Annotated in this window: 21 protein-coding genes; 11 read left to right on the top strand and 10 right to left on the bottom strand. The window is 46.6% G+C overall.

The features are described from left to right. The first annotated feature begins 7 nt into the window (after positions 1-7). The 6 genes from F3I09_RS11935 (at position 8) to F3I09_RS11910 (ending at position 9,755) form a co-directional block, all read left to right on the top strand. Complete coding sequence (locus tag F3I09_RS11935; protein WP_149695250.1) at positions 8-709, top strand: AcvB/VirJ family lysyl-phosphatidylglycerol hydrolase; 702 nt, start codon at positions 8-10, stop codon at positions 707-709. A 791-nt stretch (positions 710-1,500) separates the two neighbouring features. Next, complete coding sequence (locus F3I09_RS11930) at positions 1,501-1,791, top strand: hypothetical protein (RefSeq protein ID WP_149695249.1); 291 nt, start codon at positions 1,501-1,503, stop codon at positions 1,789-1,791. A 313-nt stretch (positions 1,792-2,104) separates the two neighbouring features. After that, entirely contained in the window at positions 2,105-2,419 is a 315-nt protein-coding gene (locus F3I09_RS11925; RefSeq protein ID WP_188133772.1) for a LytTR family transcriptional regulator DNA-binding domain-containing protein, read from the top strand. A 1,784-nt stretch (positions 2,420-4,203) separates the two neighbouring features. Continuing rightward, positions 4,204-4,800, top strand: coding sequence for a response regulator transcription factor (locus F3I09_RS11920; protein WP_149695247.1), 597 nt, complete (start codon positions 4,204-4,206; stop codon positions 4,798-4,800). Between the two features lie 315 nt (positions 4,801-5,115). Next, positions 5,116-8,223: a TonB-dependent receptor gene (locus F3I09_RS11915; protein WP_149695246.1), complete on the top strand. Its 3,108-nt coding sequence runs from the start codon at positions 5,116-5,118 to the stop codon at positions 8,221-8,223. Between the two features lie 11 nt (positions 8,224-8,234). After that, positions 8,235-9,755 (top strand): RagB/SusD family nutrient uptake outer membrane protein, encoded by a 1,521-nt coding sequence (locus tag F3I09_RS11910; RefSeq protein WP_149695245.1) that lies wholly within the window; start codon positions 8,235-8,237, stop codon positions 9,753-9,755. A gap of 45 nt (positions 9,756-9,800) precedes the next feature. Here the strand turns inward: F3I09_RS11910 and F3I09_RS11905 are convergent, their stop codons facing one another. Continuing rightward, on the bottom strand, positions 9,801-10,460 hold the full coding sequence (locus F3I09_RS11905) for a siderophore-interacting protein (RefSeq protein WP_149695244.1): 660 nt from the start codon (positions 10,458-10,460) through the stop codon (positions 9,801-9,803). Positions 10,461-10,499: 39 nt separating this feature from the next. Further along, positions 10,500-11,354 carry an AraC family transcriptional regulator gene (locus F3I09_RS11900; protein WP_149695243.1) on the bottom strand — a complete coding sequence of 285 codons (855 nt, stop codon included), beginning with the start codon at positions 11,352-11,354 and terminating at the stop codon, positions 10,500-10,502. A 141-nt stretch (positions 11,355-11,495) separates the two neighbouring features. On the opposite strand from F3I09_RS11900, the gene F3I09_RS11895 reads away from it, so the two are divergent. Continuing rightward, positions 11,496-11,732 (top strand): hypothetical protein, encoded by a 237-nt coding sequence (locus F3I09_RS11895; RefSeq protein ID WP_149695242.1) that lies wholly within the window; start codon positions 11,496-11,498, stop codon positions 11,730-11,732. A 1-nt stretch (position 11,733) separates the two neighbouring features. Here the strand turns inward: F3I09_RS11895 and F3I09_RS11890 are convergent, their stop codons facing one another. From F3I09_RS11890 to F3I09_RS11870, 5 genes are all read right to left on the bottom strand, one after another. Then, the gene (locus F3I09_RS11890) at positions 11,734-12,666 is read right to left on the bottom strand and encodes a M48 family metallopeptidase (RefSeq protein ID WP_149695241.1); all 933 of its coding nucleotides are present in this window, start codon (positions 12,664-12,666) and stop codon (positions 11,734-11,736) included. Between the two features lie 306 nt (positions 12,667-12,972). Continuing rightward, positions 12,973-13,449: a MarR family winged helix-turn-helix transcriptional regulator gene (locus tag F3I09_RS11885; protein WP_149695240.1), complete on the bottom strand. Its 477-nt coding sequence runs from the start codon at positions 13,447-13,449 to the stop codon at positions 12,973-12,975. A 117-nt stretch (positions 13,450-13,566) separates the two neighbouring features. Then, positions 13,567-14,748: a mannonate dehydratase gene (gene uxuA / locus F3I09_RS11880; protein WP_223233220.1), complete on the bottom strand. Its 1,182-nt coding sequence runs from the start codon at positions 14,746-14,748 to the stop codon at positions 13,567-13,569. Between the two features lie 204 nt (positions 14,749-14,952). After that, positions 14,953-16,263 carry a glycerate kinase gene (locus F3I09_RS11875; protein ID WP_149695238.1) on the bottom strand — a complete coding sequence of 437 codons (1,311 nt, stop codon included), beginning with the start codon at positions 16,261-16,263 and terminating at the stop codon, positions 14,953-14,955. A gap of 429 nt (positions 16,264-16,692) precedes the next feature. Beyond that, positions 16,693-17,121, bottom strand: coding sequence for a hypothetical protein (locus F3I09_RS11870; protein ID WP_149695237.1), 429 nt, complete (start codon positions 17,119-17,121; stop codon positions 16,693-16,695). A gap of 199 nt (positions 17,122-17,320) precedes the next feature. Between F3I09_RS11870 and F3I09_RS11865 the strand changes: the two genes are divergently transcribed. The 3 genes from F3I09_RS11865 to F3I09_RS11855 all read left to right on the top strand — a co-directional run bounded on the left by F3I09_RS11865 (position 17,321) and on the right by F3I09_RS11855 (position 22,269). Next, positions 17,321-20,338 (top strand): amidohydrolase family protein, encoded by a 3,018-nt coding sequence (locus F3I09_RS11865; RefSeq protein WP_149695236.1) that lies wholly within the window; start codon positions 17,321-17,323, stop codon positions 20,336-20,338. A 25-nt stretch (positions 20,339-20,363) separates the two neighbouring features. Continuing rightward, positions 20,364-21,659: an amidohydrolase family protein gene (locus F3I09_RS11860; RefSeq protein ID WP_149695235.1), complete on the top strand. Its 1,296-nt coding sequence runs from the start codon at positions 20,364-20,366 to the stop codon at positions 21,657-21,659. Positions 21,660-21,765: 106 nt separating this feature from the next. Then, on the top strand, positions 21,766-22,269 hold the full coding sequence (locus F3I09_RS11855; RefSeq protein WP_149695234.1) for a pyridoxamine 5'-phosphate oxidase family protein: 504 nt from the start codon (positions 21,766-21,768) through the stop codon (positions 22,267-22,269). A gap of 92 nt (positions 22,270-22,361) precedes the next feature. Here F3I09_RS11855 and tyrS read toward each other — a convergent pair whose 3' ends face one another. Then, positions 22,362-23,645, bottom strand: a complete 1,284-nt coding sequence (gene tyrS, locus F3I09_RS11850; RefSeq protein WP_149695233.1) for a tyrosine--tRNA ligase — start codon at positions 23,643-23,645, stop codon at positions 22,362-22,364. A gap of 128 nt (positions 23,646-23,773) precedes the next feature. Between tyrS and F3I09_RS11845 the strand changes: the two genes are divergently transcribed. Next, positions 23,774-24,469 carry a hypothetical protein gene (locus tag F3I09_RS11845; protein ID WP_149695232.1) on the top strand — a complete coding sequence of 232 codons (696 nt, stop codon included), beginning with the start codon at positions 23,774-23,776 and terminating at the stop codon, positions 24,467-24,469. A gap of 64 nt (positions 24,470-24,533) precedes the next feature. Here the strand turns inward: F3I09_RS11845 and rfbD are convergent, their stop codons facing one another. Next, positions 24,534-25,397, bottom strand: coding sequence for a dTDP-4-dehydrorhamnose reductase (rfbD, locus tag F3I09_RS11840; RefSeq protein WP_149695231.1), 864 nt, complete (start codon positions 25,395-25,397; stop codon positions 24,534-24,536). Continuing rightward, the gene (rfbC, locus tag F3I09_RS11835) at positions 25,398-25,964 is read right to left on the bottom strand and encodes a dTDP-4-dehydrorhamnose 3,5-epimerase (protein ID WP_149695230.1); all 567 of its coding nucleotides are present in this window, start codon (positions 25,962-25,964) and stop codon (positions 25,398-25,400) included. Position 25,965: the final 1 nt, after the last annotated feature.

Genomic DNA, 25,965 nt, shown 5'->3' with positions numbered 1-25,965 from the left:
GAATAATATGAGAAGAGGAAAGTATGTGTTGCTATTGCTGGCCATCATGGCCGGCGCAATGTCAGTGGAAGCACAAAGTGACATCAGTAAATTGCCCGTAACGGTGAAGGTGCCTGCGGTACCCCTGGCAAATCATCCTGTGGTGTTTTATATCACCGGTGACGGGGGAATGAAGAAGTTTTCCGTAGATATGGTGAATATGCTGGCCGGTAAGGGATATCCTGTTATCGGGCTGAATGCATTAAAATACTTCTGGAGTAAAAAGACACCGGAACAGGCTGCTGCTGATGTGGCGGCGCTGATGCAATATTATGCGGGGCAGTGGAACAATCACTCGTTTATCTTCGTGGGTTATTCTATGGGAGCAGATGTGCTGCCATTCATTTATCATAAGCTTCCTGCGGTGTTGCAGGAGCAGGTACATCACCTGGTCTTTATGTCTCCCTCTGCCAGTACAGATATGGTGGTGCATATATCAGATATGCTGGGCAGGACAAGTACGCCCGGTAGTATGAACGTACCTGCAGCGATGAATAATATTACCGGTAAACCGTTGTTGCTGATATTCGGACAGGACGAAAAGGATTTCGACAGTAAGACGCTTACCATTAGTAATTATAAGCAGGTAGTCTTGCCCGGTGGACATCATTATAATGATGATGCCTCTGGCGTAGTACAACAGATACTCTCATATATCGTACAACGTTAAGTCACTCTTTTGACTTAACTGCATGTTAACTCCCCTTGTTTTCGTGCTAAAACGTTCCACTTGCCCTCTTTTATAAATCTTTCATATACATGAGCTTAGCTAAGGCGAGGTGGACAATTTTGTTCCGTTAACATCTTATTAACTAAAATCTGCGGCGCGTATTGTAGTATTACAACGTAGTGATGCAGCGAAAGAAAGTTAAAGGATATACCACTATTTGTCAGCCATGGATACAGCCCTCAGGTATCTACCTGGGAGTTTTAAAAGTTATCTGAAGGTTACAGCTATAATGGATAAATATTTTTTACAGAAGACATTACCCGGTTGTGGATCTGTGCGGACGAAAACCGTGGTGGAAGAGACTTTTAATGGTTGGTTTTTGATGAATACTCCCCAGGTTTCAACCGGGGGAGTTTATTCTTGATATATGAAATACAACATCAAAAACCAGCAGGGCTGCAACAAAATAGCAGTACATTTTTTTAGCTTGCATAAGGGCCGTCTTTTATGCGAATTTGAGTTGATCGTATACCCTCAAAATATATGTTTATGAAAATTACACTTATAACTACCGGAAACGGTGGGCCCTGTTTGTATGATCCGGATCAATTAAAGTCTTATGAAGATGCCGTTGCCAAAAGAAAAATATCATCATAGCATTCAGCAATCGATACAAAAAGACACAAACATTATGGCTACTCACAACATTAGCCCGGAGAAAGCCGATGCGGACCAGGAAGCAAAAAGCAATTATAATTTAATCTGTTCATTGTAAACCCCACTATGCCAGCATGCCTAAACGTTATTTTGAAAGACTGCAGACCATTGATTACCTGATCAGGATCAAAGGAACCGGAAAACCCGCCCATCTTGCCAAAAGATTGCGTATTTCCGAAAGAACATTATTTGAATTTCTAAAAATGATGAAAGAGCTGGGAGCTCCTATAGCGTATGACCGTTATAAGGAAAGCTACTACTATTCGGAAAAAGGCGGATTCAATATTCGTTTCGTAAAAAACCTGACGCTTGCCTTGTTAGCCATTCAGGCAATGTTTACGGATATTTCGTTCTTACTGCCCTAACTCGTTTTCCTCCTGCTCTTATTTGCATCTGCAGGGGATTTCCCTTGCCTGAACGGAATTGCTGCGGAGTCCGACACTCCGCAGTTAACTCCGTATTAACTATTCCATTAACAGGGAGTTAACCACCCGTTGATGAATCCTTTATACCTTTCCTCATACATCCAAACGAACAAACTTTCAAAATACTTTTCTCATAAGACGGTTTAGATTTCATAAGCTTCTGTACGCAGGTTTCTATTCAGTTACCTGCTAGTTTTAAAACTGTATGCTATTAAAAAACTTTACATCAGCCATAACCACCGCTCCAGATAAAATGAAACACCACACTGTATTTCATGTACACTCCAAAGGCCAGCGTATCAGAATACCTCTGCAGGAACTTCAGTTTGTCGAGATCCGTGCAGACGGCTGCGTACTCCACCTCGCTCATTCACACGTTATTGCTGAAGACACTCCCGAGAAGATCTGGGCATGCCTGCCACATGATCGCTTCCTGGCAGTAAGGCGCAAGTTTATGATCAACCTGCACCACATTGCGGGTATCTGTGATGACTATATCCACATGCGGACAGGGCTTATTTCCCAGCGGGAAAGACAGACAGGCACGATCAGCGCCCATTGGTTGTAAGGAGCCTGAGAATCCCGGGAATTATCACCCAGGGCTACAAACATGTAGCTCCTGTCGGGGTCGGAATGCCGCGGAATTACATAAGGAAGCATGTATATCCTAATGAGGGTAAACATCATCCTGAGGGCTAATAAGATAAAAAACATGGTTGAAGGCCAGCCTGAATAGGCTCGTAATTCTTTTATTCACGCTAAGTAGCTCGGTTTCAGTATGGGATGTCGGTCGGCGCCTCTCTGGAAGGTTATTGAGCGTTGTCAATCGAATAGGATTTTGAATATGGATTGAACAGCATCTGTCGTGTCACCGGAGAGCCGAAGGCCCGCCATTCCCATCTGAAACCGCTGCTACTTATGCTCTCCCTACGATATAAATGGGTGCTTCTTACCCCGGTTTGGATTCGCTTTTAACTGCATTTAACATCGTACAAGCTTCGTTTCTCCTATGTCCAACTTACGTTCATCCTACGTCTTTGAACCTAAGATGAACGTAAGATGGACATAGGAGAAACGAAGCTATATCCTTGTTTAATCCTTATATCCCCGGGATTGCATCAGGGGCTGTAAACATGACGCCCGCCTCAGGCGGGCTGAATGCAGCGAATTACAAGACGTATAAGGCGTATATGAAATGTGTATATGAAATGTGTATATCCGGGGTCATTAGCTCCGCCAGATTCTCTGTTTATAACCTAAGGATACCCCCGGGGGAATCCGGTAACCACAACAAAACATCAATCAACCCTGTCAGGGGTCGCATGTTTGCAGCCTGATGATGACCGGGGGCGTGCATTGTTCGCCCATGGGATCGTGTGTTTATATCTGAGGCCGTTAGGTGCCAAAAAGCTATCAAAGAGGTCCTTATTCGCTTGACCAGTCTTGGAAATTCGGCTGAGGCTATAGCCTATAGGCTCTCTACTATAGCATTATAGGCACTGTTCTATAGCCAACGCTATACAAAAGCTATTGTAATGCAGGCCCAGAGAGCCTATAGATAGGAAGTCGAAGCGAATCTCAAGTGAAGTCGGACCCTATTATACCATAGAAGGCCCCAGTTCGGAATCGTCACATGTCAAGCTAGCGGCATGGTAAAGGCATGGTAAAGGCATGGCAAAGGCATGGGAACCACGACGAACCGTCCCGGAACGGGAATGGGGGGACGCACATAAATCGTATTTCAACAGGAGATAATAAATATTTCAACAGGGGGCAAAAAAGAGCCCTTACCAACTGATGGGTAAGGGCCCTGAACATTCACATGTCAACCGTTGCGGATTTCAGAATGGCAAGAATATCGATAAACCGCAACAAAATAAAATATTTGATAATCAGTACTAAAAAGGGTTATTTATATCAAAACTAGAGATAATATTTTGAATCCGTGGTTAACCGATTGTTAAGGACGCCTCACTTTTAAGATATCGTCCAATGACTTACAACTTGTTTCAGAACCTTGCAAGACATGACTAGTTTTTTCAGTATTTACCTGTAAATTGCTGACATAAATTACTCCGCGTTACACCTATGTCAAACTCTTCTATGGCCAGATATCCGGCTTTTCATTTTGGGATATTTTTAATATTGAATAATTTGTTTATTAGTATTTATTGAAAAATCATATACTTATCCGATTGACTACTGCTGGTATTTGTATCAAATTTGTTTCAGGTATGTGAAACCATGAAATCTAGCCAGTTTTAACATATTGTGCCATACTATTAGACGATCACCAGTATTTACAGTTACCGGCAGGAGGTTTCGCAACATTTCAAACCCAAAAAGAACATTATGAAAAATGTGAGGCGTAACAGCGCTGGGCAGACTGATGAAGCCGATGCTTTAGATGCGGAAGGACAGGGCGAAGCCAAACAACTTATCCAACAGTTAGCGAAAGATATAAGCAACGTCATATTCATGGACATGGATATACCCGGACTAACGCCCACAGAGGCCGCCGGTATATTAAAAGCAGCATACCCTGACATGAATATCATACTGTTCACCGCCCATGGCAATGAATTTTCTGTAGCCAACGTTCATCCACGTAATGTATCATTGAATCCACCGGTCTCCCTGACCAATTTCTTTTCCCAGGTATACGAAGCTGCCATGCAAACCAACATCCTCGCGGTGCAAAAGGTATTGGCCTTTTTTAACCGTAAGACGACCTACAGTCATGACCACCGTTATGGCCTGTCGCCCCGTGAGCTCGAAGTACTGGATTGTCTTGTAAATGGAGATACCTATAAAAAAATAGCTGAACATTGCCACATCAGCGTAGGCACCGTACGCTCACACATTATGAATATCTATCGCAAGCTGGATGTAAATTCCCGTTCCGGCGCCATCGTTAAAGCTATGCAGGAAAGACTGGTAGGTAGCTGAGCCTGTTCGTTCCCCCATCCTTAACTTTTTATTCCCTGTTTTGTTATCTAACTGGAACATGCTATTTTCGGCCAGACCGTATTGTCTGCAACAGCAGCAGCTTGTCTCCCGTGTTATTAGGATTTTGTACTAACCCGCAGTACCCGTAGCATATAATCCATGTATTGTAGGGCGGTCGTTTGTCCGTTTACCCGTACCTCTGTCTTCATATTTTGAACTGTCATTATTTCACCAGCGAGCCTAAAACTTTTGAATACTTAACATCGCACGGACATCACAGAAATTGATCAAACCCAAGCAACAAAAATTATCGTTATGAGAATTAATGGTACAAACAAAGCCGGAGCTTTGCTGCTATTGGCCCTTATTACAGCCTTCCCGGCTGTGGCACAGCAGTCGTCTGCCCCGGCAGAGGGAGCTGCCCCCTCTACCCAAAGCAGTAGATCTGCAGAGCAGGAAGGACCCGTAAGAGGGACTGTAAAGGACAATAACGGAGTCGGCCTCATAGGAGTGACCATCCGTGTCAAAGGGACCAATACAGGTACAACCTCAGGTCCGGATGGTGTTTTCTCCATCAATCTGCCGGCAGGAAAAGATACACTCGTCTTTTCATATCTCGGTTATGTAAGCCAGGAAGTAAAAGCAGGAACATCCCCGTTGAATATTATCATGAAATCTTCGGAAAGTCAGCTGGAACAGGTCGTGGTAATAGGATATGGTACCCAGCGTAAAAAAGACCTTACAGGGTCTATTTCTTCTGTCAAAGGTGAGGACTTGCTGACCCAGCCGGTGCAGACGGTCACGCAGGCTGCCCAGGGCCGTATAGCCGGGGTGCAGGTGATCTCTTCCGGACAACCCAACTCCCAGCCGCAGATCAGGGTACGTGGTACCGGATCAGTGCTGGCGGGTGCCAACCCCTTGTATGTTGTGGATGGCGTATTGACGGATGATATCCGCAATATCGCCACCGCAGATATCTTAACCATGGACGTGCTGAAAGATGCTTCCGCCGCCATCTACGGTGTGCGTGCTGCCAACGGCGTCATTATCATCACTACCCGTAAAGGAAAGGCTGGCGCAGCCCAGATAAGATATGATGCGAACGCCGGCTTCCGGGAGGCCTCCAGCCTGGTAAAAATGGCTAGCCGCGAGCAGTACATTGACTATCTCGCCGATGCAGCACCGGGTAAAGATCCTGTGAACAACCCCTACGTTTTCAACGGTACGACCAACTGGTATGACGAGGTGCTCAGAAAAGCATTTCAGATGAATCACAATATCTCCGTGTCAGGGGGCTCTGAGAAAAGCACCTATTACCTGAGTGGCGGTTATATACAGGAAGACGGTATCATCACTACCAACAATTTCAAACGGTTCACCTTCAGGGCCAACAATGAGATCAATATTACCGACCAGCTGCGCTTCACTGCCCAGTTGTCCTATTCCCGGGCTACCTCCCGCGATGTGGAACTGGGAGATACCTACCGGAACGTTTACAGAGCATCCCCCATTATCAAGGCCATGGAAGGCGGCAGGTATGGCAATACCTCCGGCTGGGCCAACGTGGGTAACCCCCTGCTGTCGCTGAATAAAAGGAATGACGGACGCCAGGAAAACCGTTTACAGGGTAATGTGGCCCTGGAATATTCCCCGGTGCCCTTCCTGAAATTCCGCTCCGGCTTTAATGCGGACCTGAAATATGGAAATGACCGCATCTATGCTTACCAGTACTTTAATGACGATAAGACCTTCCTCGTGGCTGGTGGTAACCAACAGAACCAGAACAGCCGTCTGACCCGGGAAGAATATCGCTCCCAGGGCTGGGTATGGGATAATACCATCACTTTTGACAAAACCTTTGATAAGCACTCTATAACTGTACTGGCTGGTTCCGTAACAGAAGGATTCTACAGTACTTCCCTGAAAGGGGTACGTATCAATGTACCGGAAAGTGAAGACCTCTGGTACCTGGATCTGGGCGATCCCAATATACAGTCCACCATCGCGAATGTGGGCGACAAGTATGCGCGTCAGTCGTTTGTAGGACGTATCAACTATGGTTATGGCGGCCGCTACCTGCTGAGTGCTTCCATCCGTGCAGATGGGAGCTCAAAGTTCAGCAAACGCTGGGGATATTTCCCTACCGTAGGGCTGGGCTGGGTGATCTCTGAGGAAAGTTTCATGAAAGGGAATGGCGTTTTTGATTTCCTGAAACTGCGTGGCAGCTGGGGTAAACTGGGTAACGACAATATCCCCACCAATGCCTATATAGCTGTGACCAGCGTGGACGCTCCTTATGTGTTTGATGGTATTGTTAACATCGGCGGTGCACTGAAAGAGATAAAAGACCCCTTCCTGAAATGGGAGGCTACCACCCAATATGATGTCGGCGTCGAATTTGCCCTGCTGAAGAGCAGGCTGAGTGGTGAAGTGGACTACTACAGTAAAAAGACAACAGACGCACTGGTGATTGTTAACACACCTGCTATCCTGGGGGACCAGGACAACTCCTACATCACCAATGCTGCCTCTTTTAAGAACCAGGGCTGGGAGATCTCCCTGAATTGGAAGGATAAGATCACTGAGGATCTGGGCTACAATATAGGCGGTAATATCACCTTTAACACGAACGAGCTCACAGGTCTTAATGGCGGGCAGGCGCTACTTGGTGGTAACGTCGGGCAACAGAGCTTTGTGACCCGTACAGACAACGGTCATCCTGTGGGTAGTTTCTATGTCAGGGATGCTATTGGCGTATTCAGGGACCAGGCGGAAATAGATAACTATAAGGGCACCAACGGCAACGTGATCCAGCCTGGCGCTGCTCCCGGCGATCTGAAATATAGGGATGTGGATGGCGACGGCGATATCGATGATAACGACAAAATTTACGCAGGCTCATTCCAGCCTAAATGTTTCTTTGGATTTAACCTGGGCCTTAATTATAAAGGATTTGACCTGAGCGCCAACTTCTACGGCAACGCAGGGAACAAGATCTATAACGGTAAAAAGGCTTTCCGTTTTGACCCGGCAGATAATATAGAGGCAAAATATGCTGAAAAACGCTGGACGACTGAACGGCCATCTTCCACTGATCCCCGGATTATTTCGTCCGGTACCCCTGCTTCTACCTATTTCGTGGAATCAGGTACTTATCTGCGTCTTAACAACCTGATGCTGGGATATACCATCCCGGCCAAATGTATGAAGGCGATCGGCATCAGTAATTTCCGCGTGTATGCCACTTCACAGAACCTTTTCACATTGAAGAAGTTCAGTGGCTTCAGCCCGGAATTGCCAGGTGGTACTATTGACGACGCAAACGCCACCAACAACAAAAGCGGTATCCTGGATGCCGGTATTGAACTGAACGCTTATCCAACCACCCGCACTTTTGCGCTGGGTGTTAATGTCACATTTTAAAACGGAACAAAATGAATCTTATACGCAAATATAAAACTATCTGGTGCTGCCTCATGACGGCACTGTTAAGCGGTGTTACTTCGTGCAGCAATTACCTGGATGTAAAACCTCAGGGACAGCTGGACCAGGAGGCTTCAGCCCTGGACCCGGCTACCGCTCAGAAACTGGTGGTAGGTGTGTACAATACTATGTGGGAAGGTGATATGCATGGTTTTGCCTTTGTACAGATGACCAATATTGCCTCTGATGATGCAGATAAAGGCAGTAATACCGGCGATGATATGCCTAACTCAGGCGCTCTGGACAACCTGACAATGAATGCTTCTGTCAATACGCTGAACAGCACCTGGAGGCTTTTCTTTCTGGGTGTGTCACGTGCCAATCAGGCGCTGTCTTCACTGGAATCAAGTACGCTGGATGCGACAATGAAAAATCAGCTGATGGGAGAAGTGCGTTTTCTGCGGGCCTATTTCTATTTTGACCTCGTGCGTTTCTTTGGCGGTGTGCCTAAGATAGATAGGGTGATCACGCCACAGGAAGCGGGTAGCGCCACCTTTCAGACTAAAGCCAGTGTTGATGAGATATATGCTTTGATCATAGAAGATCTTGAATTTGCCCTGGCCAACGTGGCTACGAAAGGCGCCCCTAATTCAGCTGCGGGTAGGGCCTCAAAAGGCGCTGCCGCCGGTATGCTGGCCAAGGTGATGTTATACCGCCAGAACTGGCAACGGGCATTCAGTCTTACAGATTCCATCATCACCCAGAAAGTGGGCGCTTATGGTCTGCTGGACAACTATTTCGAAATCTGGCGGGAAGCAGGGGCCAATAGTAAGGAATCCCTGTTTGAAGTGCAGACGGGAATAAATTCAGCCTGTGAAGCGGCTATTGCCAACTATGCAGAATGTCAGGCGCCCCGTGCCGGTGGTAAGTTCGGATGGGCTGATCTGGGCTGGGGATTTGGCACTCCTTCCCAAAGTCTGCTGGATGAGTATGACGCCGGCGATCTCAGGGAGGCTGCTACCATTATTTTCATCAATCCCAACGGTACTTTCCTCTGGGACGGCTTCCGCGTACCGGGCAGGGACAGCGTGGAAAATGCCCGTTATAATTATAAATCCTATCACAGCCAGACCGCCGAATCCAACTGCGGTAACAGGGGCCGTTTACCAAAGAATCTGCGCATACTGCGATATGGAGAGATCCTGCTGATCCATGCAGAGGCGGCGCTGGCTTTAAACAATCCAGGGGCGGCGATAACTGATATCAATGCACTACATCCGCGTGCCGGCCTGGCGCCTGTAGGAAGTGTAACCAGGGAGTCCATCTGGCATGAAAGGAGAGTGGAGCTGGCCATGGAACATGACCGGTTCTTTGACCTGATCAGGCAGAATGCATTGTCGCCCGGACGGGCAGCTGCAGCTTTTGCAGCGCATGGCAAAACATTTGCGGACAAGAATAAGGTGTTCCCGATTCCTCAGCGTCAGATTGACCTGGGAGGAGGTAACCTGAAACAGAACGATGGTTATAATTGATTAATTCGGCTATACAGCGGCGCCCCGTTTTCCACGGGGCGTTTTTTATTCCCAGAAACCCTGGGCCTTGACCTGTTGCGCTCTGAGCCGTTTGAGCAGTTTTCTTATCTGCACTACCATGGGAATATGTCCGGCAGTATAGAATGTCGTATCGTGCATGGGGATGGGTTGTTGCAGTAGCCAGCGCTCAATGCCTGTAATATGACCATAAGTGGTAATAACCGGCATATCCAGTATGCTGGAAGGTAATGACTGCTGATGACTGATAAGGGCATATAACTGCTGTTGTGCCCCTTTCCGGTGGTATAAAGAGGTAAACTGCCCAATGGCGCTGGCATCACCTATACAGACCAGGTGCGCCGCATTTGAAGGCTGATGAAAGCCACCTCCGGGGCCTGCATACACCAGGGATTGCCCTGGCAGCAGGTGCCTGGCCCAGTTACTGCCCGGGCCTTCATGGCCAACATCTATAAGCAGGACACCCTGTTTGCTGGCTTCATCCCATTGGGCCAGCGTATAGTCCCGGTAGTGGGACTTCCCTGTTTCAAACTTCAGGTGCTGACAACTGCGCCATTTCTCAAAGTCAGGCAGGTGCAATGTGATGGCAAGCAGGCTATCCGTAATATATTCCGCAGCAATAACATGCGCGGCTTTTCCTATCCGCGACATCAGGAATGCCGTGGCTTTTTCTTTCAGGTATGACATATCGCAAAACTAAGGGTGCCTGTAAGGCGGGTATTTATATTATTCCGGGTCAGATGGATACTTTTCCCGGGCTTTCTCTCTGAAGACGGCGGGTGTAAAGCCTGTATGCTGTTTGAAGAAGCGGTTGAAATAAGACACTTCGTTGAACTGCAGATGCCAGGCAATCTCTTTGATGCTTTCTTTTGCATGTAACAAAAGACGCTTTGCTTCCAGTACACGTCGCTCACTGATATGTGCAGAGAGTGTTTGTCCTGTATGCTGTTTTACCACTTCATTCAGATGATCAGCAGAGACATGCATAGCGCTGGCATACTGGGCAGGTTTGGTCCATTCAATGAAATGTACGGCCAGTAATTCCCGGTAGCGTGTCAGCAGCGGAGGGCCTGCCTGTGCATCGGGAGTGGCATGACGGTGAAAGAGCATGATCAGCAGGGCCAGGTAATGCTGTAACATTGCCACATAATGTGGTAAGCGCTCTATATACTCCTTTTGCAGCTGGCTGAATAGTTGTGTGACCTGTTGCAGATCTGCTTCCGGCAGGCGAACCGGCCCCGTTGCATAATTCGGCAATATGGTCTGCACAGGCAGTAGAAAATCTGCCGTAAATGCAATCACATAACTATCGCCATAACCATCGATAGCCATCACCTGATGCACCTGTCCGGGAATGATCAGCCTCATTTCCCCAGCCTGTATGGTGACTTGCTTAAAGTCCAGCATATGGGTAGTAGCACCTTCCAGGCAAAGTCCGAGTAGATAGAAATTATGACGGTGCAGATGCATCATCCTTTCGTCCTTCCCTGCGGGAGACATTTTTTCTATCATTAAGGGAACACCTGCCGGAGAAATATTCTCCAGTTCATAAGAGGTAATGAAGGGGACGGGAGCAGACATGATAAAATTGTTTCCATGGATGTAGACGGATGAAAAAGGGATAAATTGTATGGGTGACACAATAAAAAAAATATCTCCAACCCCTTGTTTATTAATTATATTATGAATAAATTTATATGCCTATGCAAAAACACATAACCTATGAAATGGATTGAAGAACTTAACGTAATCTACCAAAAGCTGGGAGCTGTTGGTTTTGAAGAAGTCAAAAAAGAGATCTTAAAGGCCCAGATGAGTGGCCACGGCGGAGAAACCTACTATCTCGTTCTGCAACAACTCATTATGATCAAAAAGGACAATGTTAAGATTTACGAACTGATCAAAGGAGAAGTAGAAAGTATCATTCACTTCAGCAAGCACATGATCCACCTGAACTGATCTAGTAGGAGTAGGACAGTTCCTCTTTGAGTCTGGCTGCTTTCCAGTATATAGGGGCATTCTCCGGAATTTTAAGCACCCATTCGAGGCATTGCTGCTTATCTCTTTCACGGATATAACTTAATGCCATATAGAAAGCGGCATCATAGCGATATGGTGAATGACTGTTGAAAACCATCTGAAGATCTTTACGCGCTTCCTCGAGATTACCCTCGTCTACAAGGCTGACTCCCCTGTAGTAACGGGCCGTTGCATTTAAGGAGTCCCTAACTATTACCTGATTAAGCAGGCCAATCGCTTTATTGAAATGACCATGATTGAAGGCTGCTGCTGCCTGATGCATAAGTAATGCGGTATCTTGTTCTGTTGGCTGATGATTGGCATGTACCATCTCCGTACCTGAGTACTGGCGGTAGATGTCTTTTTGCCAGGGGCTGACAAACAATAATCCTGCCATACCAGCGCCTATTATTGCCGTTATGATCACGTAGATGCCCACTTTTTTATTGGGGCCATCTTTGGTGTGAAACCAGCGTTCCCGCTGGTCAGCGATTATTTCTTCCAGTTCATCCCTGGTATTGTCCGCGCCTTGCTTGAGGTGAGGAGCCGCTAATGCAGCTTCGATATATCTGATATGCTGTTCGTCGAGGCCGGGTGCGGGCGCTACCGGATGGAAGGACATAGCCTTGCCAGGCTCTTTTTGCATGAGATCCTGCTTCCATTTCAGTTGACAGGCATACAGGAAAAAAGGCTCGAAGTGATTGGTCAGGGTTAATTTGTGAAGATGGGCATAGTCGTATATAGCCATTATCACATCTTCGAATACATTGGCGGCTTCCTTGATATTGCCTCCCCAACCCGTCACCATGTGTTTCACCTTACGGGCAAAACGCTTGTAAATGGCGTCTACAATGGCAGGGGAGCTGTCTAGCAAACCATCGATATATTCATCGTCATTATTTATTGTCCGGCTGGAAACCATAAGTTGCTACGTCTGCTACTTGATATTAAAAGTATTAAATCACTGGTCAATAGACAAAAATAATAATACAATGCCTGTGCCGGAATCTGGGACGGAACATATAAAAGTGAACAGTTATGTTTTATTTTTCGGTCTATGATATGAATTTCCTATTTGTATGACAGCAATCGTCATACATTTTATACTTAAATGAGCATAAACGCGTAGCTATCGCCGGGATTTAATCCACATTAGAAAGAGGTAAAATAATACAGGTATTCAGCACTGTGCGGGGTGCAGATTGGATACCAGCTTCCTTAATATCTGTTTCAGGGCGGCAGCGTCCTCTTCTCCGATAATGTCTGTATACTCCTGTTGTATTTCCTCGAAACTTTCGGCCGCGCAGATAATCAGTTTTTTACCCTCATCTGTCAGGGAAATAAGTGATGCCCGGTTGTCGCTGGCATGTTTGCAGGTACTGATATACCCTTCAGCTTCCAGGTTCTTCACCACTTTGCTCATGGCCTGTTTGGTGATACGGGCTTTTTTAGCCAGTTCATTGTTTATAGTACCCTGCGGCTCAATATTTACGATCAGCACAAGATCTCCCAGTTTGAAGTTGTTATATCCCCGGTGCTGTAGTTTCCCGGTTATTCTACAGTCCATATCCTTCTTCAACAAGCCTAACAACCTGATAAGACTATGTTGCCGTTGCGCCAGATGCTGCTCTAACTGCTCATCCAGTGAACTGTTCATGTTAAATTTTTTTGGAGCTATTAAATAATATTATCAGCGTTCCTGTAACCAGCTGCTTACCCTCTCATTCCTGATCCCAACCTTATAGAGCTGCCAATGGGCAGCAGGTGTGGACTTTCATTTGTTGAAGAGAGAACGTGCAATACCGAGTTCCAGACCCCTTAATTCCGCCAGTCCACGCAGGCGGCCTATGGCGCTGTAACCGGGGTTTGTTTTTTTGTGAAGGTCATCCAGCATCTGGTGACCGTGATCGGGACGCATAGGGATAGACACGCTCCGCTTGTGCATAATAGCCAGTAAGGCCCTTACCACTGCGTACATGTCCACATCTCCCTCCAGGTGATTGGCCTCGTGGAAATTGCCAATACTGTCCCTTTGTGTGCTTCTGAGGTGTATAAAATGAATATGTTCACCCAGGCGTTCTACCATACCCGGCAGGTCATTGTCTGCACGTACGCCATAAGAGCCGGTGCAGAAACAAAGTCCGTTGGCCGCATATGGTGCAGCTGCCAGCAGTTCCCTGGCATCCTGTTCTGTGCTGACGATCCTAGGCAGTCCCAGGATGGGGAATGGAGGATCATCAGGATGGATAGCCAGTTTTATGCCTACTTCCTCAGCAACAGGGGCTATTTGCTGCAGGAAGTAAAACAGATGCAGTTTCAGCTGGGTGGCGTCAATGCCTTTATATTTATCCAGGGCTGCCTGGAATTGCTGTAAGCTAAAGCTCTCTTCAGAACCTGGCAGGCCGGCAATGATATTCCTCTGCAGTAATGCTTTTTCAGCATCGGTCATACTGTCAAAGTGTTCTTTTGCCATGGATATTTCTGCAGGATCATAATCGTTCTCCGCACCCGGACGCTGTAACATGAACAGGTCGAAGGCCAGGAACGCCGCCTTTTCAAAGCGTAATGCCTTTGATCCGTCAGCAACGGTGTAAGCCAGGTCTGTCCTTGTCCAGTCCAGCACCGGCATAAAGTTGTAAGTCACAACATAAATTCCGCACTGTGCCAGGTTGCGCAGGGATTGTTGATAATGCTGTATGTATTCCTTGAATCGTCCGCTTTGCGTCTTGATATCCTCATGAACAGGAACGCTCTCTACTACAGACCAGGTAAGGCCAGCAGCTTCGATCGTCTCTTTCCGCTTCATTATTTCTTCTACCGTCCAGATCTCTCCGTTGGGAACATGGTGTAATGCCGTTACAATACCGGTTGCTCCGGCTTGTTTAATATCGGCAAGGCTCACCGGATCATTCGGTCCGAACCAACGCCATGTCTGTTCCATTCTTAGCATACGCATATCAAGATTTGAGTCCCAAAAATAGGACTTCCGGAAAATAATTAATGATTTAGTAATAAATGATTTCTTCTGTATCACAAGGCCACCGCCACATCGCTGCTTCTTTTTTCATACTGAAATTACGTGTGCTCCAATGGTTTATGCTGACGCTGTCCTTGTAAAAGTTTTGCAAACCTAAGAAAATCTGAGAAGATGAACCAACCTTCATGAAATGATTGCTAGCATTATATCCATAACATTGGTCTGCGTAGGTCCGGTTTTGATTAGTCCTCCTGCCTTTTCAAAGAAGTGGTAAGCATCGTGCTGTTCCAGATAATGCGCTGCATCCAGGCCTTTTGCAGCGGCGCTGAGCATTAATTCGCTGTCTGTAACAGCTCCTGCAGCATCCGTAGGGCCATCGGTACCATCGGTGCCCGCGCTCAAAATAGTAATTCCTGGTTCCGCTGCCAGTAACTGGCCAGCCGCAAGCGCCAGGTGCTGATTACGTCCTCCCAGTCCATGGCCGGTAACCGTAACGGTACTTTCTCCGCCCATTAAGATACATGCAGGCCGCCTGCCTTTCCAGTCTCTGGCTGCCGCCACCAGTTCTGCTGCAATAGACGCGGCCTGCCCCGTGGCTGCAGATGTAAGTACCTGTGTCGAATAACCGAGAGCGATAGCTTTTTGTTTTGCCGCCTCCAGCGCAATGGCATTGCTACCGATCAGGAAGTTATTCACAGCGTGTAGTCCCTGATGCCCGGGTTTCGGTGTCTCCCTGATATCGCCAGCACAGCCGCGCTGCAGGTGGTCATGTATGGCGGCTGGCAACTTTGCTGTCAGGCTATATTTATCAAGTATGGCGACTGCGTCTGAAAAAGTAGAAGGATCGGGTACTGTTGGACCGGAACCGATAATAGACAGATCATCGCCCACTACATCACTGAGAATAAGACTGCACCAGGCATGCGTGTTTGCCAGTAATGCCAGCTGACCTCCTTTCACTGATGACAGATGCTTGCGCACTACATTCATCTCGTGAATATCTGCTCCGCTTTTCAGCAATAGCTCAAATACCTGCTGTACCTGTGTCAGGCTGGCCCCTTCGGGATAATCGGCCAGCAGGGCAGAAGCTCCGCCGGAAAGCAGGAACAATACCACATCACCCGGCTGCACTGCTTTCAGCCGGGCAATCATTTGGGCAGTAGCCTGTACGCCACTTTCATCCGGCAGCGGATGTCCCGCTTCTGCTACCCGGATATGCTGCAACGGTAACGCATGTTCGTATTTGGTAATGACGATGCCCTGAACAGGAACAGGGGAGAGTATAGGCTCCAGTGCCTGCGCCATTGCTGCTGCTGCCTTGCCTGCTCCAAATACCCATACAGGTCTGCCCGCCGGCAACGAGAATGTTTTACCGCATACAGTTAGTGTACCATCCGGTAGCTGTACATGCTGCTGCATCAGGTGTGATGGTTGTACGGCGTCTACCGCAGCGCTGAATATGGATATAGCATGCTCCCGCATCATATTGGTCATAAGCCCGAAATTAAAGTAAATACGGGCGTATTTCAACAGAAAAGGCCCCGCATGTGCGGGACCTTTTACTCAGATGGGTTGGGACGATTAGGAACGTCTCCCGGAAGAATGTCTGTATCTTTCTTATTGCATGAAGCGATCAGATATATTGCTGTCAGTAATGGTACAATTCTCAATTTTGTTGTGTGCATAAGCGTAAAGTAATTAAACATGATTTCTTCAGTGCAGTTAAGACAGCACGTTTGAAAAATAATCTGATATGAGCGTAGCAGCGCAGGTTAAATAAAGGTAAGGTAGAGCTGTATGAGGCAGGTATGATTGGTATGCAGGAGTTGATACAAGCAGTCTGGTATTACTGTTGTTAGCCGGCTAATTTAATAAGAGTCCGATAGCCGTACTGTATTACAGGTTAGTAGCAATGTGATACCGTCAGCGGGCATTACGTTTTTGTTGCTTTTTGTCCATTCTTGTTTCCATTTGTTCTTTCTTCTTCATTTCCCAGTCATTCCATTTCTTATACTGCTCGGGCGTCAGCACTGATTTAAAACGCTGGCTGCGTTCTTCATTCAATGTTTTTACCTGCTGCATCTTGTCTTTTTTGGAAAGCGTGGTGTTATGTTTGATCTCTTCCATACGACGGGTTATATCAGTATTGATCGTATGAATATCTTTGTCCTGCTGGTTGGACAGGTTTAACCGCCGGTCAAGTTTATCGCTCATTTTATTAGCACGTTCTTCGGGCGTAAAGCGTACCTTTTTTGTTGCGGAGGAGTCCCCCTTCTGCGCCATGCTGGTGCCGCTGAGAGCCAGTAACAGACATACCAGCAGCCCACTGATACGGATCATATGTCTTTTCATAAAAAAGGAATTGTTCTCCTGTTAAATATAGGTATTTACTGCAATATTAATACCAATCATCAAAAAACTATATAAATATGCAGGCACCGCATTAATCATTTGTTACTTTTAAGGATCAGCTGGTATTATCCCCTTGATGGACCCTTCTGATAGTCAGGTTGCTATGAAACCAAAATCTAAATAGTTCAAACAAAAGCCAATGAGTAAATTCTTTTCGTCGCGTAAGCGGCTTTCCCGTCTGTGTCTCTTACTGGGCGGCCTGCTTGCAGGTAGTTATGCCCAGGCTCAGGAGACCTTTCCTGTGAATGGTGTGGCTGACAACAGAGAAGGCTGTTACGCCTTTGTCAAAGCTACTATTGTAAAAAGCGCAGGTACTGTACTTAACAATGCCACCCTGGTGATCCGCAATGGGCGCATCGTAAGTATCGGTAATGGCCCCGTGCCAAAAGATGCTGTGGTGATCGATTGTGAAGGTAAATATATCTATCCTTCTTTCGTAGACCTGTATAGCGATTACGGCACACCTGCCGTGAAAAAAGCTGCCGGTGGTTACAGAAGTGAGGTACAGTTCCTGTCTGCCACAAAAGGCGCCTATGGCTGGAATCAGGCTATCAGGAGTGAAGTGAATGCCTCCGCTGTTTTTACAACGGATGGCACCAGTGCAGAGGCACTCAGGAATGCAGGTTTTGGTACAGTCCTTTCTCATCAGCAGGATGGTATTGCCCGTGGTACCGGTGTACTGGTAACGCTGGCAGACCAGCGTGATAATAAAGCGCTGATAAAAGAGAAAGCCAGTGCTCACTATTCTTTTGACAAAGGAAGCTCTACACAGAACTATCCCAGCTCTTTAATGGGTAGCATTGCCCTGTTGCGACAGACATATCTTGACGCCCAATGGTATCAGTCACATCCGGCAAAAGAGGGTACCAACCTCACGCTGCAGGCCTGGAATGATAACCGTGCATTACCACAGATATTTGAAGTACAGGATAAATGGGATGTATTACGTGCGGATAAAATAGGAGATGAATTTGGTGTACAATATATCATCAAGGCCGGTGGTAATGAATACCAGCGCATACCTGAAATGATCGCTACCAAAGCATCATTCATCCTGCCCTTAAACTTCCCTCAGCCTATCGATGTGGAAGATCCGAACGATGCGCGTTTTGTGGCCCTGAGTGAGATGAAACACTGGGAACTGGCGCCTACAGAAGCAGCTGCTTTTGAAAAGGCGAATATTCCTTTCTGCTTTACCGCTTCCGGATTAAAAGATATAAAACAGTTGCTGGCAGCTGTAAGAAAGTCTATTGAATATGGCCTCAGTGAACAAAAGGCATTGGATGCATTAACGCTGTCGCCTGCACGTATCATTAAGGCAGATGATCAGGTAGGCTCGCTGGAACCGGGTAAACTGGCTAACTTCCTGGTAACTTCAGGCACCATCTTTAACGAGAACACGGTACTGTTCCAGAACTGGGTACAGGGTAAAAAATATGTGGTAAAAGATGAAGGCTGGAAAGATGTACGTGGTACCTATACCCTCACCGTCAATCCCGGCAATACAAAATATACCCTCCTGTTAAAAGGAACAGCGGCAACGCCTGCACTGTCGCTCTTGCAGCAGGATACACTGGCTGGTGCTGTTACTATAAATGGTCAGCTGGTAAAACTGGCATTCCCCCTGAAGAAAGGTGGCGCTCAGTTACGGCTGAGCGGCGTAGCCGGCACTACAGAATGGACAGGTACCGGAGTGGATACAAGTGGAAAATGGGTGAAATGGAGTGCTGTGTTCAGTGCAGCATATACACAAAAGGATACCGCTAAACCAAAGACGGCTCCACAGATCGGTAATATCTATTTCCCTTTCAATGGTTACGGATGGGAGTCATTACCTAAACAGCAGGACCTGCTGATAAAAAATGCTACTGTCTGGACAAACGAGCAGGAAGGTAAACTGGAAAATACAGATGTACTGGTACGTAATGGCAAGATCGCCCAGATAGGAAAGAACCTGCCTGCCGGTAATGCCCGTGTTATTGATGGTACGGGTAAACACCTCACAGCGGGCATCATTGATGAACACTCTCATATTGCTATTTCCAGGGGTGTGAACGAAGGCACGCAGTCTGTAACATCAGAAGTGCGTATTGCAGATGTGGTGAATCCTGATGATGTAAACATCTACAGGCAGCTGAGCGGCGGTGTAACAGCGTCTCACCTGCTGCATGGCTCTGCCAACACTATCGGCGGACAAAGCCAGCTGATAAAGCTGCGTTGGGGCGCTGATGCGGAAGAACTGAAGTTTGCAGGCGCAGATCCGTTCATCAAATTCGCATTGGGTGAGAATGTGAAACAATCCAATTGGGGTGACCGCCAGCGGGAACGTTTCCCTCAGACGCGTATGGGAGTAGAACAGGTGCTGACAGACGCCTTTACCCGTGCCCGTGATTATGAAAAAGCAGGTGCGGACAAACGCCGCGACCTGGAACTGGATGCGCTGGTAGAGATCCTGAACAGCAAACGCTTTATTACCTGTCACTCTTATGTACAGAGTGAGATCAATATGCTGATGCATGTGGCAGACACTTTCCACTTCCATGTGAATACATTCACCCACATCCTGGAAGGGTATAAGGTAGCCGATAAAATGAAACAGCATGGCGCCGGCGCCGGTACCTTCGCTGACTGGTGGGCGTATAAGATGGAAGTACAGGATGCTATCCCATACAATGCCACTATCATGCAACGTGTGGGTGTGACCGTTGCCATCAACTCTGATGACGCTGAAATGGCCCGCAGACTGAACCAGGAAGCGGCAAAGAGTATCAAATACGGCAACATGACAGAAGAAGAGGCATTGAAACTCGTTACACTCAATCCAGCTAAACTGTTGCATGTAGACACTCATGTAGGTAGTATCAAAGCTGGTAAAGACGCTGACCTTGTACTCTGGAGTGACAATCCACTCAGCATCTATGCAAAGGCTGATAAAACCCTGGTAGACGGTATCGTTTATTTCGACAGGGAGAAAGACCTGGAACTACGTCAGCGTATCAGTGCTGAGCGTAACCGCCTGGTACTGAAAATGCTGGGAGAGAAGAAAAAAGGCACGCCTACACAGAAAGCTGCCACTACCCTGGAAGAAATGTACCATTGTGAAGATCTGCAGGGTGGCCATCAGCAACGCCTGACAGATGGAAATAATGAATTGTAATTGCCGGACGCATTAACTAAACATCATGAAACGGATCATCTTAACATATATCACCGCGCTTTCCTGTACGGCCGCATTTGCCCAGGAGACAATATATCCTGCCCCGCCGCAGGGAAAGACCATTTACCTGATCAATGCCACTATTCATGTTGGCAACGGACAGGTGCTCGAAAATGGCGCACTGACTTTTTCCAATGGTAAGATCACTGCCGTAGGCAACAATCTTCCTGCTCCCGCTGCCGATGGTATCATCATGGATCTGAAGGGGAACCATGTATATCCTGGCGTTATTTCGCCACTGACCACCCTCGGTTTGACGGAAGTGGAGGCAGTAAGGGCTACTAACGACTTCACTGAAGTAGGGGAGATCAACCCTTCCATACATTCACTGGTAGCGTATAATACCGACTCAAAAGTGATTAATACGCTTCGCTCTAACGGTATCCTGCTGGCACAGGTAACGCCCGAAGGTGGAATGATACCCGGCACATCCTCAGTGGTGCAGCTCGATGCCTGGAACTGGGAAGATGCCGCCTATAAGAAAGACGGGGCCATCCATTTCTATATGCCCAGCCTGTTGCCGCCGCCTTCAATACCAGGACGTTCTTTCACTGTTACGAAAGATAGGGCAGAAGAATTTGCAGAAGAGACAGGTAAGGTACGTTCTTTTCTGAGTGAGGCGAAAGCTTACCTGCAAGAGGAAAAGCATACTGCAGTGAACCTGAAGTTTGAAGCTGTAAGAAAGCTGTTTACCAAAGAACAGAAACTGTTTATTCACTGTAACCTGGTAAAGGAAATGCTCGTGGCGGTTGATTTTGCGAAAGAGTTTGGGATCGATGTGGTGATTGCCGGTGGAGCCGATTCCTGGATCATCGCAGATGTCCTGAAACAAAACAATATTGCTGTCGTGCTGACCCAGCCGCATAGTCTGCCGGTGACGCCTGACGATGATGTAGATCAGCCCTATAAAACAGCCACGCAGCTCCAACAGGCAGGCGTATTGTTCTGCCTGAGCAATGAAGGCTTCTGGCAACAGCGTAACCTGCCTTTCGAAGCAGGTACCGCCAGCACCTATGGTCTTACTAAAGAACAGGCACTGACCGCAGTGACGTTAAATACAGCCCGCATCCTGGGGATCGACAAAAGCACCGGTTCCCTGGAAACAGGTAAGGATGCCAATATCGTTATCAGTACCGGAGATCTGTTGGATATGCGCAGTAGCGCTGTGGTCCATGCCTTTATCCAGGGTAGGGAAATCAACCTGGACAATAAACACAAACAGCTGTACGAGCGTTATAAATATAAGTACGGACTGAAGTAATAAATCAGGAAAATAATTGAAAAGCAGGGTGTTGTACTAACAATACCCTGCTTTTTTTTGAGTTATGGCATGAATTTTTATTGTTCCATAGCAAACACATAAAGAAATGGGAGCAATCCTTAAAAGAGAAGATGCTATCCGCAAGGTCACCGACCTGATCAACGATGTACGGATATGCATGTTCACTACCATAGATGATCACGGACATGTCATTTCCAGGCCTATGGCCACTGTTGATGTGGATAAAGATGGAAATGTATGGTTCTTTTCCGATGAATATTCGGGCAAGGTTACCCAGATCTCAGAGAATAATGAGCTGAACCTTATTTATTCCCATCCGGGTCATAATACTTACCTGAACATCTTCGGTATTGGTTCTATCATCGTTGACAAGGAGAAGATGAAGCAGTTATGGACACCGGCAGTAGAAGCCTGGTTTCCTATAGGTGTTGATGATCCACGGTTATGTCTGCTGAAAGTAGATACAAAACAAGCCTGGTTCTGGGATAATTCTTCCAGTAAGATGGTGATCTTCTTTAATATGCTGACGTCGATTATCACAGGGAAGAAGTATCAGGAAGGGGAGCACGGGGAGCTGGATATAGAGTAGAATACATGTTACAGGTTCAACTGAAAGACATTAAACAGCAAAGGCTGGCAGATGATGAATTGCCAGCCTTTGTTTGTTTATCTATAAATAATTTATTTCACTATCACCAGGTTATATTTGTTACTACCCTTTTGTACCAGGATGTACTTATCATTTAACAGCAGGCTCCTATCTACGATCTTATCTATCCCCGAAACTTTTATTTTATTGATGCTTACTCCATTGTTCTGCACCATTTTTCTCGCTTCACTTTTACTAGGGAATATGCCTGTTGCTGCAAGGAAAGAAACAATATCTTTACCTGCTTCCAGTTCGGATGCGGCAAATTCAAATTGAGGAACGCCATCCATGACATCCAACAGTTCTTGCTCTGTCAGGGACGTCAATACTTCCGTAGTATCTTTACTGAAGAGTATTTCAGACGCTTGCAACGCAAATTCAAATCCTTTCTCTCCGTGCACAAAGGTTGTCAGTTCTTTCGCCAGTCTTTTTTGCAGCAGCCATTGATTAGAAGGCAGCTTATGTAAGGCGATCAATTCATCGATCTCTTCCTTACTAAGGAACGTAAAGATTTTGATATAGTTCTCGGCATCTTCATCAGTAGTCTTTACCCAGAACTGGTAAAACAGGTATGGAGACGTTTTCTGCGGATCCAGCCACACATTCCCTCTCTCTGTTTTTCCAAATTTAGTACCATCTGCTTTTTTCAGCAGGGGACAGGTAAATGCAAACGCCTCGCCATTGGCTTTACGGCGTATAAGTTCAGTACCGGTCACAATATTGCCCCACTGGTCAGAACCGCCCATTTGCAGTTTGACGTTCTTCGCAGTATATAAATGATAAAAATCGTATCCCTGAATCAGCTGATAAGTGAATTCTGTAAAAGACATACCGCTATCGCCTTCCAGTCTTCTTTTTACCGAATCTTTGGACATCATGTAGTTAACAGTAATATGTTTACCTACATCACGGATGAAATCCAGGAAGGATATATCCTTAAACCAGTCAAAGTTATTGACCATTTCAGCGGCATTTGGCTTTGCCGGATCAAAATCCAGGAATTTCTCCAGCTGAGCCTTGATACCTTTCTGGTTGAGTGCCAGGGTATCCAGATCCAGCATTTTCCGCTCTTCTGCTTTGAAAGAAGGATCGCCCACCATACCAGTAGCGCCACCTACGAGCGCAAATGGTTTATGGCCAGCCCTTTGTAAGTGTACCAGCAGCAGGATAGGCACAAGGCTACCTATATGAAGAGAGTCTGCCGTAGGGTCAAATCCTACATAAGCACTGGTCATTTCTTTTAATAATTGCTCCTCTGTGCCCGGCATTATATCCTGCACCATACCTCTCCAGCGTAATTCCTCTATCAGGTTCATGATTAATTGGGATAATTTTTGCAAACGTAAGAAAAGAATTTTAAACGATATGCGGAGGAACGGCGATGTACCTTAAATTCGTACATTGAATCCCGGATAAAACCGCCATTTTCTGTAAAGAATAAACTATGAGAAAAATCTTGTTTTTTATCGCATGTCTGTTGCTGACAGTCAATGCTTTAAGTGCCCAGGACTGCAAGAACTACTACTATATGCTGAACAATGCAGAAGTAGAGATGACCATGTTCGATGCAAAGGGTACTGCTGTAGCTAAAAACGTTTACAACGTATTGTCTGTCAGTAAAGAAGGGGCTGCCAGCGTATCTGATTTTACTTCTACGCTAAAAGATGTAAAAGGAAAGACCATCTCTTCCGGAAAGGGAAAATTCAAATGTGATGGCGGCGCGATCATGGTCGATATGAAAATGTCCATGCCTAGCCTTCCCCAGCTGCAGAACATGAAAATGGAGTCAGAAGGGAACGCCTTTCTGAATTACCCGGCTAACCTCAAGGATGGCCAATCGCTGCCGGATGGTGCTTTCGAAATGAGTGGTAATGCCAATGGCATGGATATGAGCCTCCAGTATAAAGTGACTGACCGTAAGGTGACTGGTAAGGAAAAGGTAACGACCGCCGGCGGTAGCTGGGATTGTTACAAGATCACTTACAACATGAGCCTTTCCATGAAAATGATGGGCATGAACATCCCGATAGAAATGGTGGCTGCAGAGTGGTTTGCACCCGGCTTTGGCGTTGTGAAAACAGAAACCTCCAAAGATGGTAAACCTGCAGGTCATATGGAGATCACTCATGTAAAGAAATAATCTGATCGTATAAAAAAGGAAAGCCCCCTGCCTTGGCAGAGGGCTTTCCTTTTTTGAACCCGGTTTACAGGTTTTTCAGGCATTCCTTCAGGCTTTCACGCCAGTGAAGGATCTGTAAGCCGAAAGTATCTTTGATCTTTTGTTTGTTCAGCACACTGTAAGCCGGTCTTTTTGCCGGAGTAGGATACTTGTCAGAAGTAATAGGCGCCACAGTGCAGGATGCTCCTGTCAGTTCGCGGATCGCTACTGCAAAGTCATACCAGCTGGTTACCCCTTCATTGCTGAAATGATAAACCCCGCCATAATTGCCTGGAGCGTCCCATACTTTTGTGAGGGCGTTCAGGATGGCTTTTGCCAGGTCTACTGCATAGGTAGGTGTGCCTGCCTGATCGAATACCACGTTCAGGTGCTCTTTCTCCTGCATCAGCTCACGCATACGTTTTGCGAAGTTGACACCAAATTCAGAATACAGCCAGGAAGTACGTATCACGATGGTATCGGTATTGGCGTCTATAGCAGCAGCCTCGCCGCGCAGCTTGGAGCTTCCATAGATGCTGGTAGGGCTGGCGTCGTCTGTTTCTGTATACGGTACATTCTGTTTGCCGTCAAACACGTAGTCAGTGGAGATGTGCACCAGTTGTGCCTTGTGTTGCTGACAGATATTGGCCAGGTTCAGTACTGCTTCAAAGTTCAGTTTGAAGGCCAGCTCCTCGTCATTCTCCGCTTTGTCTACCGCAGTATACGCCGCACAGTTGATACAGGCGTGTATTTCCTGCTGTGAGAAAAAGTTGCTGACAGCTTCCTCACTGGTAATATCCAGTTCATTGAAGTCGGTATATACGAAGGAAAATCCGGAATAATCCGCAGCGATCTTTTTCAATGCTTGTCCCAGCTGGCCATTGGCGCCGGTTACCAGAATATTTTTCATTTACTTATTTGGATTGAAAACGAAATTATGCGTACAGTTTTCCAGTGTAGGCAGCACTATATCCTTTTCAGATACAATGGCATCGGCCAGGTCTATACCCCAGTCAATGTTCAGTGCTGGATCATTATAGATAATACCTCCCTCACTGGCCTTATGATAAAAGTTATCGCATTTATACATCACTTCTGCTGTTTCACTTAACACGGAATATCCGTGGGCGAAGCCTTTGGGCACCAGCAGCTGTAATTTATTTTCAGCACTCAGTTCTATGGTAAAGGCTTTGCCATAAGTAGGAGAGCCTTTACGGATATCCACTGCCACATCTATGATCTTTCCTTCCAGCACTCTTATCAGCTTTGTCTGTGCATACGGTTCCTGCTGGTAGTGTAACCCTCTCAGTACACCATAGGTGGAACGTGCCTGGTTATCCTGTACAAAAGGCAGGTGTAACCCTTGCTGCTCAAAGGTCTGCGCGCTGTAGCTTTCGAAAAAATAGCCACGGCTATCATTAAACACCCTGGGTTCATATACTAGTAACCCTGGGATCCCTGTTTCGGTAAAAGGCATA

Source organism: Chitinophaga sp. CF418 (assembly GCF_900142925.1).
GTDB lineage: Bacteria > Bacteroidota > Bacteroidia > Chitinophagales > Chitinophagaceae > Chitinophaga.
The sequence above is the reverse complement of the archived record's forward strand: the minus strand, read 5'-3'. Positions and strand labels throughout refer to the sequence as shown.